The sequence below is a fragment of the Dyadobacter sp. NIV53 genome (genome assembly GCF_019711195.1).
Lineage (GTDB): Bacteria > Bacteroidota > Bacteroidia > Cytophagales > Spirosomataceae > Dyadobacter.
In genome coordinates this window covers 1,949,409-1,964,546 of sequence record NZ_CP081299.1, presented here as the reverse complement: position 1 = coordinate 1,964,546, position 15,138 = coordinate 1,949,409, and the positions used below count along the sequence as shown (strand labels likewise).

Here is a 15,138-nt window from a genome sequence, read left to right as displayed (position 1 = left end):
GAAACCTTAACGTTATTGGAAGAAAAACTGGATTCAGCCTAGTTCGTAAGGGTTCATAAATCTTCGATCGTAAATATCAAATGGGTTGTATCCTGTAAGCCCCACCTTAATGGTGCAATTTTATGATGATAGCTGGTTTGCCTAGGTTGAGCCCCAACTGAAAGCAACTTTTAATGAAGATAAATTATCGTTTGATAATGAAATTGGAAAAGGGTACTTCTACCGGGTAGATATTGATTTAGGGCTACAGGTTCGAAAAATATAAGTGGTATTTCATAAAACGGTCGTTTTAGAGAGACTGGTCAAAGGGTTTGAAGCGTCAAGAGAATTAAATTTTATGTGCTTTCGGACTGTCTGAGATTTAGGAACGCTTACAACTGGTTTTCATTTCTACTTCTGTTTTTGAGCAAAAAGCCAGTCCAACAACCCAGGAGTAGTCTTTACCAAATCCCAAATGCCATGTTCGCGATCGGAGAATTCAGTATATCGGGGATGCCCGCCCGCTTTCTGGATAGAAGCTATAAGATCGCGTGAACCTGCGACAGGTACATTTCTATCCTTTGCGCCATGAAATGCCCATACAGCCACATCAACCATATTTTTACCTAATAGAGGGTCATCACCCCCACAGATCGGTATTGCCGCCGCAAAGAGGTCAGGCCGGGTGCCAATGAAATGCCAAGATCCATATCCGCCTCTTGAAATACCTGTAACATACACCGTTTTTTTATCGATTACGGGCTGTTTTATCAGTGCAGTGATTGCTTCCAGAGCCAATTTTTCTACCGAAGGATTATTGGGAACGCCACCCCAGCCTGCTCCTTTGGGACATCTTGGAACAAATGTAAATGCTGGATATCTTGCTCTGTTCTTTTCCTCTGACAACCACTGCGCAGGATCGCACACCGCAATCTTCCGTTCATTGTCATCGGCACAGGTATAGGGAAGGCCTACTATGAGCGGGTACCTCTTCTGGGAATTATAATTCAGCGGCTTCATGATCCTGTACATCAGCGTATCTCCGCTACTGCTTACATAAAACCTGGCTTCAAAAGGCATCGCCAGTGCTTTAACTCTTTTCGGTACATGCATTACATCATAGCCCTGAGATGCTAACATTACTCCGGCAAACAGGGCAAATACGAGACACAATAGACATGCCAATCCCAGCCAGGTCTCAGAAATCTGATCTGTTCGGCTCAGTTTTTCTGTTGCAGCAAGTTTCGATTCGTCTGAAAAATTCAGAATAAATAAAATAGGAATCAGGTTTACAACCCTCAAAGTCAAGAGGTAAATTTTGGTAAGTGAGCTCGGAGCGGATAACGGATTTCTAAGAAAAAAGAAGTGGTAAATACTTATTGCAAGCAGCAGGCAACCCAAAAGACCCGATGTAATGCCTGCCCATTTAAGCCACATCCTCTTTCCTGATTCAGAAAAGATCAGACTCAGTGCATACAGCATTCCGGTGCTGATCGTGGCCAAAACCATGGGAATATAATAAATATGCAGTTCCCGGTACATCAATATTAAAGAATAAACCAAGATGGCATAACATAAAGCTACTACTCCCGCTACGCTCGCAGCCTATAAAGAAACATAGTATTTTTTGAAATGATAATAGCGCAGCATAAACAGGATAACTGCCACCCCTACAACGTTTTCAGCAAGATGCCAGTTTTTGAATGCGTTCAGAAGGAAAAAGCTATTATCGAGAAAATAATAGAGGATACTGTTAAATACAGCCATCAGGATCGATAGGCCCAGGAAGAAATTGGCAAAGGTGTAGAAGCCCTGTTTCATAGCCGAGTGCCCTCTGGATTTTTTTAGTAATCAAAAAAAGCATGTTGCAATGGATATTTACTTAACAGTAGAATGAACGGTCGGTCTTAACCGCTCAACTTACTATCTTGACTTCGATAACTACGGAAGCAGGTCGTTACTTGATAGTTGTTGTATTTATTATCGGAGTATCTAAAAACGAGGTTTTATGTGAGACAACCAGAATGAAGAAGTTCTCAATGAGATTGCTATTATTTTAATTTTTGTTTCGGCTGGCCATTTATCAGCCATGCTATTTTGAAGCGACTGGTGTTATTTTGTATTTTCGAATGTATACGTACTGCAAGGACTAGTAGAAGTGAAAAAGCCTTTAGCAAATGCTTTCTTATGCTTGACAATCAGACTTTTGAATCTCTTATAGCGTCTTCTATTTATTGACCGGACTGTCACAAAATCATAGATAACGTCAGCCAGCATTATTATTTCTAATCTATTGCAGTTGGCCGGAACTTTTATTGACGCCCACTCCATTCCGACCGAACTTACCAGTAGAGCATGAGTTTCTTGAGGGAGTTCAACTTTGAAATCACCGTTTAGATCAGTTGTTCCCAATTCCAAAGTATCACGGCTTAATATTCTAACTCCGGGCATTGGAAGCAATTCAAACTCGTCGACCACCTTTCCGGTCACTATCCGCTGAGCACTCACAAACAATGAAATAAAACAAAGTGACAGCAATATTAATAGTCTCATGATTGCCTGACCATCCAATTCCGTTGCAGGTTGAACATCAGCATATTTTTACACCGACCAATTAAATACCTGTTAATCGTTTATTTAAACTGGTCAATGATAACCAAAACGGCATGCACTTAACTTCCGAATTGCGGTGGTCATTGACTCCGAATTCTACACTGTAAGACACTGAATTTGCCTTCTGCAGCCAATTTAAAACTTTAAGATGCTTCAAATTATTCCATAATGTACTTTGACCTTCTGTCAGCGAAGGGCTCGCAGAGAGATATAATGAGCTCATTGTCAATTTGTTGAATATCCCATGTGTCACATCCGATACAATCAACACTTATACAAAAATTATTCGTTGGTACTTCTGCCTTCGGTTTTACTTCAAATAGCACCCCATTCAAATAATACGCCTTTGGTGAGCAGCATGGAGGCAAACCATTTGAATCAAGTATCAAACCATCGAACCTGAAACTGATATAATTGGGTTCCCCATTAACAGGAACCCAGATTTTTTTACCGTCTACTGTATTTTCGTAAGCAGTGAGTTTCCACTTATGCACAATGGCTGCAATTTCCGGCTCTGGTTCAGGATCATCATTTTTGCAGGCAACTAAAACAAGTGAGATCATCAGCGCAAATAAGAGCTTTTTCATAAGGCTAGGCTTTTTTTATAAGGATGCCAATTAATCCCTTTTGGTTGGAATGATTGTATATAATAATTTCATTATAAATAGATAATATACATGGCTCATTTGATGCTATTGATCTCGGTTCAAACTATGTCAGCAAAAACGGTGGTTTTAAGAAGAACACTAATGTAGTAACTGGATCAATATCTTAGGGTTATATGGATATGTAATAATCTAAATAATACTCGAGTAATGTGTGGCTGATTACCTACATTATTTCTTGTTCCGATAAATTGCTATGTTCTTACATATATTTGGTATGATATTTCGGCAAATTCCTGACCTGTTCCCTGGCATCTAAAATTTCAGTAATTTTCCGTACCAAATGATCAAATTGCTCTGGCCGTCCTTTTTCAATTTTAGAGCAGCAATCATCATTTATGGATATTTTATACTTATTGTTATATCTGACTTCCAGACGATCTGTAAAGCATGGTACCATAGCTTCCTTTCCATCACATTTAAATTCCTTTGGAAAATTAAGATATTTGGTATCCCTGGCATACTCATAAATTGCCTGGAGTTCTTCATCTGTCAGGGCAACGATAACTGACTTATCAAAGTAATTATATTTATGAGTTTGTGAATCGTAGTTGAACGCCGTTCTTTCCAGCCGGAACGTGAAATCTTGTGGATAGCCGGATGGCTTCTTTTTAGGTGTCCACCGACTGGTCATAACGACCACAACAAAAATGACAGCCATATAAATTAGTCTCATGTCAGCATTATAAGATTGAGCTTGCAATATATAAGAAATCTTTATATCATTATTCTTATTTTATCAACTGTCTATAAAATCATTGCAATATGTTGTTGTAAGCTTTCTCCGCAAAAACGGAGATTTAACGAGATTGAGACATTTATAATATGTTAGTATTCTCCTTGCTTTACGGTAGTCTCAAAAACCTGTCTCAAAAATTAAGTTATTGTATATTTGAAAAACATGAGTTTTTGAGATTATGTATGATCATAGGTTACGCAAGGGTATCTACGGCCGCCGCCAAAGACCAGAATTTAGATCTGCAAATTGAAGCGCTAAAAAAGGTAGGGTGTAAGAAGATGTTTAAATAATAAATTTGGAGAGTAAAGGAGTGATAAGGGAGCATCCGGAACCTGAAGCAATGATCAGTCAGCTCAGGTTTTAGCATGATTGTATATTTTTCCAAACTATATCTGGTTAGGAGCGCAATCATGCTTTAAAGTGTTTCCTTAGATTATCGAACGCTTCTAACGAAAGGAAGATTTTGAATGATCGCCCTTTGATGTTTACTTGGGAAAAGCTTGATGAAGTTTTGAACTTTGAAGTTTTTTTGCTTTCTCAAAGCAGTAAGATTGACATAGTCTTACTAAACGAACCGATAACAAATCATCGGAACTTTTTTTGGTCAATAAGCAAAATTAAATAATTATCAACATTAAGCCTTGCAAGTAAAGCAGACATGATAAAACATCAAATCTGTATTTTTATACAATATTTTCTACAAATTCAAGCGCCCTTTTGATAATATAATCTATCTTGCCATGCGATCAGTTTTACTTGTTAAATTTTTTATATGAAGTTATTCTCCTCCTTGTTTGCTCTTTTGTTTACATATCAAATCCATGCTCAATCTCTTGAAAGTGATCGATTAGCGCTTATCGATTTATTTAAATCCACAAATGGTTCAAGTTGGGCCGCCCCTACTTATGGCTGGGATATATCTGGGTTGCCCGGAGACAATCCATGTGGGTGGCAGGGAGTAAGTTGTAATGGCGGACGGGTTACTTCGATTAGTTTGCCACAAAAGAACCTTTCCGGAAATGTTCCGGCTAGCCTGAGCAATTTAAGTGAATTGACGTATCTGGACTTGGCCATAAATAATTTAACAGGTGAGATCCCGGCAGAACTTGGAAATCTGAAAAAACTTATCCATTTCAATTTGCCATATAACCAACTTACCGGAGTGATTCCAGCACAGCTTGGCCAACTAACCTCGTTGGTTCGGTTACATCTTGCTGCAAATCAATTTACGGGATCAATCCCATTGGAATTAGGAAATCTTGCGTCACTGGAATTACTTGAATTATCGGCAAACAAACTGACAGGAGGCATTCCGGTTCAATTGGGAAAACTGAAAAAATTAAGAGATCTTTATCTTAGTGAAAACCAGCTAAGCGAAACTATTCCGATTGAAATAGGAAATCTTGTAAATTTGAAAACCATTTATTTACATAATAACCAGTTGACCGGTTTTATACCAACATCCATCGGGAATCTGATTGTTCTTGAAACATTACATCTGTATAGTAACATGTTGTCAGGAGTAATTCCTGCGGCAATAGGAAACTGCATCAAATTACAAGATCTATCTTTGACTCATAATAATATAAGTGGCTCCATACCACCAGAACTGGGGAAACTCATCAATTTAAGCGGGCTTTCCTTGGCTGGCAACCAATTATCAGGGACAATTCCGGATGAATTAGGGCTTGCGACATCTTTGATAGATTTGTCATTGGGTACAAATCAGATATATGGTGAAATTCCTTCTACGTTTGCCAATCTGACCTTACTTGCCTGGCTCAATCTATCGAGTGCACGTCTTTCCGGAAATATTCCTGATTTTATTGGAACATTGCCAAATCTCAAATATTTATATCTTCATTCAAACAGATTTTCAGGCAGAGTTCCTGATTTAAAAATGAAACCAGAAGATAGCGACATAAACCTGAGCGATAACCGTTTTACATTTGATGGTTTAGAAACCAATAGTTCCGTGATAGATCAGTTGCAGTCTCAGGCGTTTTTACCTTTAATAAACAACATCGGCGTACTATCGGTACATGCAGGTGGAACCATTGAAAACAATACCTATTACTGGTACAAAAACGATGTGCAAGTTGCAACAGTCGTGGGTGATAGTTCATATAAGATGAGCGAAGCAGGCACTTACCGCGTAGTGATTACAAACAAAAAGGTTCCGCAATTAACCCTTTATAGCAATGATTATATGCAGGCCGATAATCCGTTGCCTGTAACGTTAGCCAGTTTTACGGGAAAACATACCCTTAACGGAAATCTCCTGGAATGGCATACCACGGAGGAATTTGACAATACCGGATTTGAAATTGAGCGGAGCGTGGATGCCAAATCTTTTATAAAAATTGGATTTGCAGATGGCAAAGGAAATACAGCATTACAGTCGACGTACCGGTTTTTAGATATTTCCTATTCCTCTACCGACTTTTACAGGTTAAAACAACTGGATTATAATGGTAATGTTTCATACTCAAGGATTATAAGGATTAATTCAGCTCAGGATAGCTTTAATGTATATCCAAACCCAGCGACAATCAGCGTAACAATTGATGCTCCACATACCAGTCGCAATATTAAAATTCTAAATCTGAACGGACAAATAATTTATGATCTTCCGGCTAAGCCCTCGCAGACCATATCCACATCAAATTTACAATCCGGAACTTATATCTTTCAAACAGGTGAATATTTAAAGAAAATTACGGTTCAAAAGTAAAAACAGCCTTTGATTGCTAAAGATTAATTCGGGTAAAGCATACCTGTGCATGATATGTATTTTTTTTAAACTTATAGTGACTTAGCCTAGCTGAATCTATTTCAGTAATCGACCTTGAACCCGGATAAATGCAAGTCTGGAGATTTGCTACAAATGGTCGCTTAATATGTATTTGAATAAAAGTTATCGGCAAGTAAAACTAGTGAGCATATCATTAAAGGTATTATATCTGGCACCATGAGAGAAGGTCATTTTGCAATAGATTTGAAAAAGTACAAGCGACAACATTTTCCCGGTATTAAAATCTACAATAATCGGTAAGTCTGGATTGGATGCATTAGCAATTAGGTCATTAAAAATTTCAATAGATTCTATACATCGTTTGATTGGAAAAAAGATAACATGGTAATACATGATGACGGTGATGGTGTATTCTCCCTTAAAGTGAACCTTAATACCGCAAACCTACGATTTTGTTACAAATGGGAGTGAAATACTTTAATCTGAATTTTTAATAATCTCAAAAAACGAAGCTGATTGAATTTGAACCTTTACCTTAATAAAATACATATAATATTTTTACAACTTGTAAAAGCTAATGATCCGACTTTGTTAATTGATCCGGTAGATTTTCAGACGGTTGATGATCTCTATGCTTATTTAACCAAAGCACTATACAGCCAAAACTTTTCGCTATCCGTGCCTGTGACAAACGAGTTATTAAAAGATGGTTTAAAAATGCAAAAGCACCTTATTATAAATTTTGCAGATAGTAATGTTTCATTCATGTTGGGCGAACAGGACATAATTTATTCAAATACTTCCCGATTTATTAACACTGGTTTTAATTTATCTGATGCTTTCACCCGGTTATAATAATCAGTATTGAGTAGGACACGTTGGGATTGTAAACAATTTTAACTTATCTGAAAAAAGGAAATTGGAATAAATGCTTGGGATTCAAGGTATGCATTTATCACAATATGGAAATGGAATTGAACAACAAAGCGATATTGGAAAAGGCAAATGCAGCAATCACTGAAGGCGACAATGAGGGATTTTTTTCTTTTTGCACAGACGATATTGAATGGACATTTGTGTGCGACCAGATCCTATGCGGTAAGGAGCAGTCCGGCAGTATATGGCCATAGCATATATAGTGCCTCCAAAATTTATGGTTGAAAACCTGATCGCCGAGGGTGAGTTCTTTACGGCTCTTGGCAAAATCAAAATGAAGGACAAAATTGTGAAAACTATGGGCTCAATTACTCAAACGTTCAATTTTCCCTATGACTCGTGTAAAATCAATTTATGAACTTCTCCTTTTGCTCAGCTGATTTATCCGGGAGTTTGTAAGTGCTGAGAATTGACTATAACTGCATTCAGGTATGAATAAAGCCGTTCGAGCAACTCGCGGGGGAAGTATACGATTGAGTTGTTTTGCCCCAATTAAATAAAATTTTTGTGATAGCAATTGTGTTTATCTTAGAACAAAGCATGAATGCTTAATTAGAAAGATATGAAGGAATTCTCTTGAACCTTTGGTATAACAATATTACATTTTATAAGGAACCCATCATCATTAATACCTCAATGACTTACACTGTGATTTATGAACTAAAGGAGTACCTGTCAGTAAATAGATTGTGTTACATGCGGCAATTAAGAGACCGATTATGAGACGGCAAGTAAAACAAAACCTCCGTTTTTTTATAAAATCTGGCATACTGTGACCTGCCTTATTCATGAATATGGCGATATGAATTTGTGCTGTGCAAGTTTTTTTTATGCAAAAAAACAGGAGTGTAGATAGGTTATATTGTCCACAAATTTTAGGTATATATGCTACCTCTAAATATTTACCAATACATGATGATCGGCCTGTGTGTGTTCAGATTTTGTGATATGGTCAGAAAGTCTGGGAATGTTTAAAAAGTACATAATGAGCCATGCCAGGGCAAGCATGATCACAAATAAGAAAAATGTAATATCCCAGCTAAAATTTTCTTTTATGGGGCCAATCAGTGTGGCACCAACCATGGAACCCAGCGAACCCAGGGTCATATAAAAGGTAAACTGACTTGCAGAAACTTTTTTTGAACAGCATTGCATAGCGATGGCATAAACACCAATTTTAGCAAAGGCATTCAGCCACCTGTAAATAATTATAAAGCCGTAAAGAAAGGTACTGTTTTCCCAATATGACGTTGATAGAATAAGCGTGCTCGTTATCAACATGATCAGAAAAAAATAGGTACCGATCATGCGCTTTTTCCCAAATCGCTCAATCAGATAACCGCCAATTAAAAGTCCTGCAATGCCACCAATCAGATCAGCAGTAGCAAAGGCCTGAGAATATAATGTATTGGTCCATCCGGTAATTTTAACTGCAAATATTGGGAGTAGTGTTTCAAAATAATTGTAAGAACCCATGGAAACAAACATGAGTGCCGCAACAAGCAGAGAATCCTTTAAGCGAAAAAGACTACATAAGGATTTCAAAATTGTTGACCAGCTCGTAACCTGTAATGTTTGATTTTGTACAGATACTTTGCCATCTCCCCAGGGCAGGATTTTTTCACCCGGCTGCTCACGCAGGCAGACCGGCACCAGTGTCATAAGGCCAATCATAGCCGAGATTACAAGTATGGCAACTGTAAAATCATATAAACTTAACAGCCAGCTGCCAACAGCCAGCGCCAGCGAACTGCCAATCATTCTTGCCCCGCCCATAAACCCGTTAGCACGTGCCTGTTGGTGGTCGGCAAGCACATCGACAGCCATCCCGTCAGTAGCTGCGTCCTGAAGGGCACCAAAACAGGAGACGACAAAAGCCGCTCCCATCAAAAGATCCAGGTTATGAAGCGGATCAGGCACAAAACCCATTGCCACGAAACTTAATGTTAAGCCGATTTGGCCAAAAATTACCCAGGGACGTTTTCGCCCCATGGGCAAATAAGTGTATCGATCCATAAGCGGGGCTGCTATAAACTTAAACGTCCAGGGTAGTGAGCAAGCGACTGCAAAGCCACCAATTTCTGTTGGAGTTTTTCCCTGCATGGCCAGCCAGGCCGGAATACCGACAAAGAGCATTCCCATGTGAAGTCCTTCTGCAAAATATAGTGCAATAAAATTGGCATATCTCAAATTCGTACTTTCTGACAATGCAGGTAATTTTTTACTTTTCATAAGACGTTGATTGGCCGGCAGGTGCTCTTTTAGAAAATTGGGACGTTTGTAAATTGGTCAGGCAGGGGAGTTGGGACATTTGGATTGGTGGCAATCTCGTTTTGAGGATAAATGAAACGTTGTGGTTTGCGGCTGCCGGCATATAAAGTGATAGGCAATTGCATAACCGGAACGGCTTTCGCCAGTCGCCGGTAATCATTAAATGCTTCATATTGCATTAAAAATATGATGTAGCGCTGGGCTATGATTTCCTGAAGTAGTGCCAGTTGAACCGTGGCGGCCTGAGTTGGATTTGCAAGACCCGTTGCTGAAAAATCATTCAGTATATATGATTCATATTTCCGTCCGCTGGATGGCAAAGTGGCGCCGTTCAGGTAGCCGCCTGCCAACCCTGTACGCACTGCATTTAATGCAATCAGTGCCTCCGAATTCATGTTTTTTCGTGCCTGTGCTTCTGCAATAATCAACTCATTTTCATAAAAAGTTAAAACAGGATGCTGCGAGCTTGCCGTAAAAGCTCCGTCGGTTGTATTAGCATCCAGACTGCCGGGTGCAATTATGCCGGTTTTAAAATAATGATAGTAGAGTGCAGTTTCATCGGTTTTGGTATTGGCCGATGTAATCCGCGACTGCATTAATTTTGGCAGATAGGCACCGTCGAAACCGGTATCACCTGCACGGTTAACTCGGAAAAAATCATAATTTTGATTCTGGTCTATACCCAGGCTTGTACCGTGAGGGATAAGCATATCAGCTGTCTGACTTTTGATACCATTGGCAGCGCTTGCAATTGCATTGTCGTACTCTGCCGTGTGCAGGTATAACCTGGCCTTGAGTGTGTTTGCGGCAGCTTTCCATTTGATTACGTCGCCTTTATATAAAAAGTCCTGCTGTGAAAAAGCCAATCCTGTTGGAGCGGACAAGTTGATGATCGCATTATCAAGTGTTGACTGCAGGGCTTTATAGATAACAATTTGTTTGTCAAATACCGGGGTAGGATAGTTGGTTTCATCAAATGCCTGGCTGTAAGGTACATCACCATACAGAGAAGTCGCTTTGGCAATAACCAGGGCTTCCAGAACCTGGCCAATACCCTTTGTCCATTTATCACCAAGTACATCAGCTTTTGCCTGAATTAATCGCGCCTGGCTGGCAACAGGATAAAGAACATTCCAGCTAAAAGTCTGGGATGAGACAATGTACTGACCAAATCCCTGATGGGCCCGCGACAAACCGGCCAGTTCGCCGGCCCACATGGAAGCAATGCGAACATCAGTGTCTTCGTGTAACATGGATACGCCCAGCTCGGTACCTGCAAGCAATGTGGCAATGTCCACATTTGTTACAGCATTCGGGTTGTTTTTAATGTCGGGCTGATCAAAACTCTGCTCGCAGCTTCCCATCATTTGGGTCACCAGCAGGGCCAGTACTATTTTAACTGCAAATATTTTTTTCATATTTTTTTATAGATTATAATTATCAAAACCATTGGTTCCAATTATTTTGAGCACCATTAATACATCACACGTACACTAAACAATACAGACTTCGTATTGGGATTCGTAAACCAATCCTGGCCCCGGGACAATCCGGCTCCGGAAATATTCACCTCGGGATCAGTACCTGTGTATTTGGTCCATAAAATAAGATTGCGGCCTGTCACGCTGAAATCTACCTGGGAAAGATGTGAGAAACGGCGAAAACCGGGACTTTTTAAACTATATGCCAGCGTTATTTCACGTAAGCGTGACACACTTCCGTCTTCAACAAATTGCTTGTAAGATGCCGACGTCGATGCTGTGCCGCGTCCTTGCCACCATGCCTGATTAATGGCAACGGGTCCGGCACCAAAATCCCTGATTTGTCCCTGAAAAGCAGTTCCTTCAGCAATGGTGTTCCCATTCACATCTTTCAGGCCGCCCGCCGGTGCTACCACCGTGTGTCCCTGATCTCCATGCGTACCAAAATTGTAAAGCGAACCGCGGGTTCCGTTAAAAAAATCATTACCTGCAATACGGTCAAACAAAACATAAAGAGATAAATTTTTGTAAGCAAATGTACTTCCCAAACCACCCCGCCATTTAGGGTTTGGATTACCGATGATTTCGTTTTTAGTGCCACCCTGCGGAAATCCATTTGCATCCAGCACGTATTTTCCTGATTCATTTTTAAGGAAATCAGTTGAATAGAAAATACCAAATGGCTGTCCCGGCATTAAAGATGAGTTTTGCATGTAGCTGTCCGGCAGTGTATAAACAGAGGCTCCTGCAAGTGAAACAACATTGCTACGATTGAGGGAAAAATTTCCAGACAAATTCCAGCTAAAATCACCTTTGGGCAGCAGGCTGGCACTTGCATCCAGTTCAAGTCCTTTGTTGGACAACTCGGCTGCATTTACATTTCGTACAGTAAAACCTGTGCCGCTTGCGACGTTCAATGCCAGAATTACATCCTTGGTATGGTTGCTATAAGCCGTTGCAGAAAAAGTGACCCGGTTGTTCAGAAAACGCAGATCTACGCCAATTTCTGATTCAGATTTTCGTTCCGGGCGCAGGTAATCATTTCCTGCCGTTGTGCTGCGGACGTATCCTCCACCATATAACGCGCTCGCCGCCGTCAAACCTCTTGTGAAAACATCCCCATAGGATGCCGGTCCAAAAGCCGTGAAATTCTGATAAGGCTGTGGCTGGATACCTACTTGTCCCCAGGTTAGCCGGAGCTTGCCAAAGCTCAAAACATCACTGTTTTCCAATGGACCTAACCTCGAAAACTGCCACGCTAATGCAGCTGACGGGAAGAAAAAGCTGTTTTTTGTTTTGGAACCAAATGTGGATGCGCTTTCATTACGGCCTGTTAATGTCAGAAAAAACATGTTGTATGCCTGTAACTCAGCCTGAGCATAGTATGCGTAAGTCCGTATGAGGGAATTATAATTGCCTGCCGTGAGGTTTGAATTGAGTGCATTGGTCAGAATATCCGGAGCCGTTGGAACAATCAGGTTTGTGATCGATCCAGTAAGCGTAGCCCGTCTGCGGCTGTTGTAATTGATACCCAACAGAAGTGAACCGCTGAACTGATTATTAAAAGTTTGATTTGCACTGGCAAACATATCCGTGTTAAACTGTTTCTCTGATATCCAGTTTTTAGATAAAAAACCGTTTGCAAAACCAGCTGAATTTTTTGCAAAACGTTCTAAACGGTTATCGGTAAAATTATCCACACCTGTGCGTCCTGTAATGTTCAGCCATGAAACCGGTATAATGTCCAGCTGCACGGTTCCGATGAGCCGGTCCACATCACTGGTATTTCTGTTGTTATTAATATTCCAGACCGGATTTGAATAAATGGTACTCAAATCTTTTCCCAGGGGATTCCGGTAAGAAACATGCGCATTATTAAATACTTGTCCGGATGGGTTTGTAAATGTTCCGCTAGAAATAGCATTGTCAAAATCAGGCGGTGTACGAAGGCCGCCCAGCATAATTCCGTCCACATTGTCACCTTCCTGTACTCTTGAAGACTGCACTTTGGTATAACCCACATTGGCCGAGGCCCTAAGCCAGTTCGTAAACTGACTGCCAACATTAATGCGGGCGGTATTGCGCTTGTAATTACTAAACGCTTTAATAACTCCGTCCTGATTAAGATTGGAATAGCTGACCAGAAATGTTGACTTGCTGTCGCCACCACTGATGTTCAAGCTGTTATCTGTGAAATGGCCGGTTTGAAATACATCTTTGGTATGATCGTACGTACTCTGATCGTTCTTTCCTCCATGCGGGTTGGTTGCTGTGCCGGGTGCGATCGCATAGCGGCTTGTACCATCCGGAAATACAACGCTACCCTGATATCCCGGAGAAGCAGGATCGCTGATATAAGTATCCTGGCCACCGGAACGGCTTGCTATCAGGTCACCAAAACTGTTTCGGTTGCCCTGCAGATAAAGCCCGGCCGAGCCCTGGCCATAAGTGCGCTGCAATGCAGGCATTTTGTTCACCCGATCAAATGAAACAGTAGATTTAAAGGCAATATTGACCTTTCCATTCGTATTCTGTCCTTTTTTAGTTGTAATTACGATCACACCATTGGCGGCCCTGGTTCCCCACAAGGCCGCAGCAGATGCGCCTTTCAAAACCTCCATCCGTTCGATATCTTCCGGGTTTATGTCGTTAATGCGTGATTGCTGAATAATGCCGTTGTTAGCGGCTGTTCCTGCATTATCACTGGCATTACTTACCGGCACTCCATCAATGATAAATAAAGGTTGTGCATTGCCGTTAATTGTATTTTGTCCCCTGATCTGAATATAGGCTCCTGCGCCCGGGTCACCGCCGCTGCGTGTAATCAGTACACCGGATGTCTTTCCGCTCAGGCCTGTTAATAAACTTGTTTCTCCGGTCTTTGCAATTGCCCTTCCTTCCAACGTAGATATGGATGAAGCAAATTTGTCTCGTTCTCCTTTTAAGCCAAGCGCAGTAATGACAACTTCAGTAAGTTCTTTGGTATTCGGACGAAGTAAAATATTAATTGTTGTACGTCCTGCAATAGGTTCTTCCATGGTTTGCATCCCTAACGCCGAGAAGACGATAGTTGTAGCCGACGAAGGGACACTTAACATGAATGCTCCTTTAGCATCGCTAATAGTGCCAATGGTGGTTCCTTTTACCAGTACTGCTGCACCCGGAAACCCTTCATCTGATTCACTTGTACCTATAAATCCGCTTATTGTGAGATCCTGAGCCCATAGCATTGAATTTCCGGTAGTTATTATTAATAAAATCAACAGTAATTTTTTTTCATAATGATAATTAAGAATTGTAAAATGTTTTAACAAGCTTACAATAAGCTTGTTGGCAGAATCCGGATTTTTCTGCCTGGCGAAATAAGTCAACTGTCATATTCAAAACCGTAATGGGAATTTTGATCATAGACGTATCATACCGGTAAAGGCAGCGGATCATCCCGGTATTAAAATGATTTTTTAATTTTATCTTGAGGGTAAGCCTGTTACTGAGATATTCAGATCACTCATCACTGGAAGCAATGACTAAATTTGTGAAGCACTGTCTCGTCACTTTAAATGTTGGTTAGATGAAAAATACCCGAATAGTTAATAATTCGCAAAACAAATTGCTCAAATGAAGTGTAATAAGTTTAGCTGCTATATTTTGCCACTGTTTGTAATGTAGCCGGCTCTTTCAGACTGGGTCTACAAAAAG

General features: G+C 40.4%; 11 protein-coding genes. 3 read left to right on the top strand and 8 right to left on the bottom strand.

Translation table 11 applies throughout. The features are described from left to right. Nucleotides 1–390: 390 nt before the first annotated feature. The 5 genes from KZC02_RS08040 to KZC02_RS08020 form a co-directional block, all read right to left on the bottom strand. Nucleotides 391–1,521 carry a prolyl oligopeptidase family serine peptidase gene (locus tag KZC02_RS08040; protein WP_221393627.1) on the bottom strand — a complete coding sequence of 377 codons (1,131 nt, stop codon included), beginning with the start codon at nt 1,519–1,521 and terminating at the stop codon, nt 391–393. A 63-nt stretch (nt 1,522–1,584) separates the two neighbouring features. Then, on the bottom strand, nt 1,585–1,800 hold the full coding sequence (locus KZC02_RS08035) for a hypothetical protein (protein ID WP_221393626.1): 216 nt from the start codon (nt 1,798–1,800) through the stop codon (nt 1,585–1,587). 291 nt (nt 1,801–2,091) lie between these two features. Further along, the gene (locus KZC02_RS33260; protein ID WP_409014281.1) at nt 2,092–2,532 is read right to left on the bottom strand and encodes a carboxypeptidase-like regulatory domain-containing protein; all 441 of its coding nucleotides are present in this window, start codon (nt 2,530–2,532) and stop codon (nt 2,092–2,094) included. 218 nt (nt 2,533–2,750) lie between these two features. Further along, nucleotides 2,751–3,179, bottom strand: a complete 429-nt coding sequence (locus KZC02_RS08025) for a hypothetical protein (protein ID WP_221393624.1) — start codon at nt 3,177–3,179, stop codon at nt 2,751–2,753. A 280-nt stretch (nt 3,180–3,459) separates the two neighbouring features. Beyond that, nucleotides 3,460–3,933 carry a hypothetical protein gene (locus KZC02_RS08020; RefSeq protein ID WP_221393623.1) on the bottom strand — a complete coding sequence of 158 codons (474 nt, stop codon included), beginning with the start codon at nt 3,931–3,933 and terminating at the stop codon, nt 3,460–3,462. Between the two features lie 149 nt (nt 3,934–4,082). On the opposite strand from KZC02_RS08020, the gene KZC02_RS33255 reads away from it, so the two are divergent. The 3 genes from KZC02_RS33255 to KZC02_RS08005 all read left to right on the top strand — a co-directional run bounded on the left by KZC02_RS33255 (nt 4,083) and on the right by KZC02_RS08005 (nt 7,881). After that, nucleotides 4,083–4,286, top strand: a complete 204-nt coding sequence (locus KZC02_RS33255) for a recombinase family protein (protein ID WP_409014252.1) — start codon at nt 4,083–4,085, stop codon at nt 4,284–4,286. Nucleotides 4,287–4,768: 482 nt separating this feature from the next. Then, nucleotides 4,769–6,730 carry a T9SS type A sorting domain-containing protein gene (locus KZC02_RS08010; protein WP_221393622.1) on the top strand — a complete coding sequence of 654 codons (1,962 nt, stop codon included), beginning with the start codon at nt 4,769–4,771 and terminating at the stop codon, nt 6,728–6,730. Nucleotides 6,731–7,719: 989 nt separating this feature from the next. Beyond that, nucleotides 7,720–7,881, top strand: coding sequence for a hypothetical protein (locus KZC02_RS08005; protein ID WP_221393621.1), 162 nt, complete (start codon nt 7,720–7,722; stop codon nt 7,879–7,881). A 700-nt stretch (nt 7,882–8,581) separates the two neighbouring features. Here KZC02_RS08005 and KZC02_RS08000 read toward each other — a convergent pair. Genes KZC02_RS08000 through KZC02_RS07990 form a run of 3 tightly spaced genes read right to left on the bottom strand, consistent with a single transcriptional unit; the run spans nt 8,582 to nt 14,669 of the window. Next, the gene (locus KZC02_RS08000; RefSeq protein ID WP_221393620.1) at nt 8,582–9,919 is read right to left on the bottom strand and encodes an MFS transporter; all 1,338 of its coding nucleotides are present in this window, start codon (nt 9,917–9,919) and stop codon (nt 8,582–8,584) included. A gap of 29 nt (nt 9,920–9,948) precedes the next feature. Further along, on the bottom strand, nt 9,949–11,376 hold the full coding sequence (locus KZC02_RS07995; protein ID WP_221393619.1) for a SusD/RagB family nutrient-binding outer membrane lipoprotein: 1,428 nt from the start codon (nt 11,374–11,376) through the stop codon (nt 9,949–9,951). A 56-nt stretch (nt 11,377–11,432) separates the two neighbouring features. Then, nucleotides 11,433–14,669 (bottom strand): SusC/RagA family TonB-linked outer membrane protein, encoded by a 3,237-nt coding sequence (locus KZC02_RS07990; protein ID WP_221393618.1) that lies wholly within the window; start codon nt 14,667–14,669, stop codon nt 11,433–11,435. Nucleotides 14,670–15,138 lie beyond the last annotated feature (469 nt).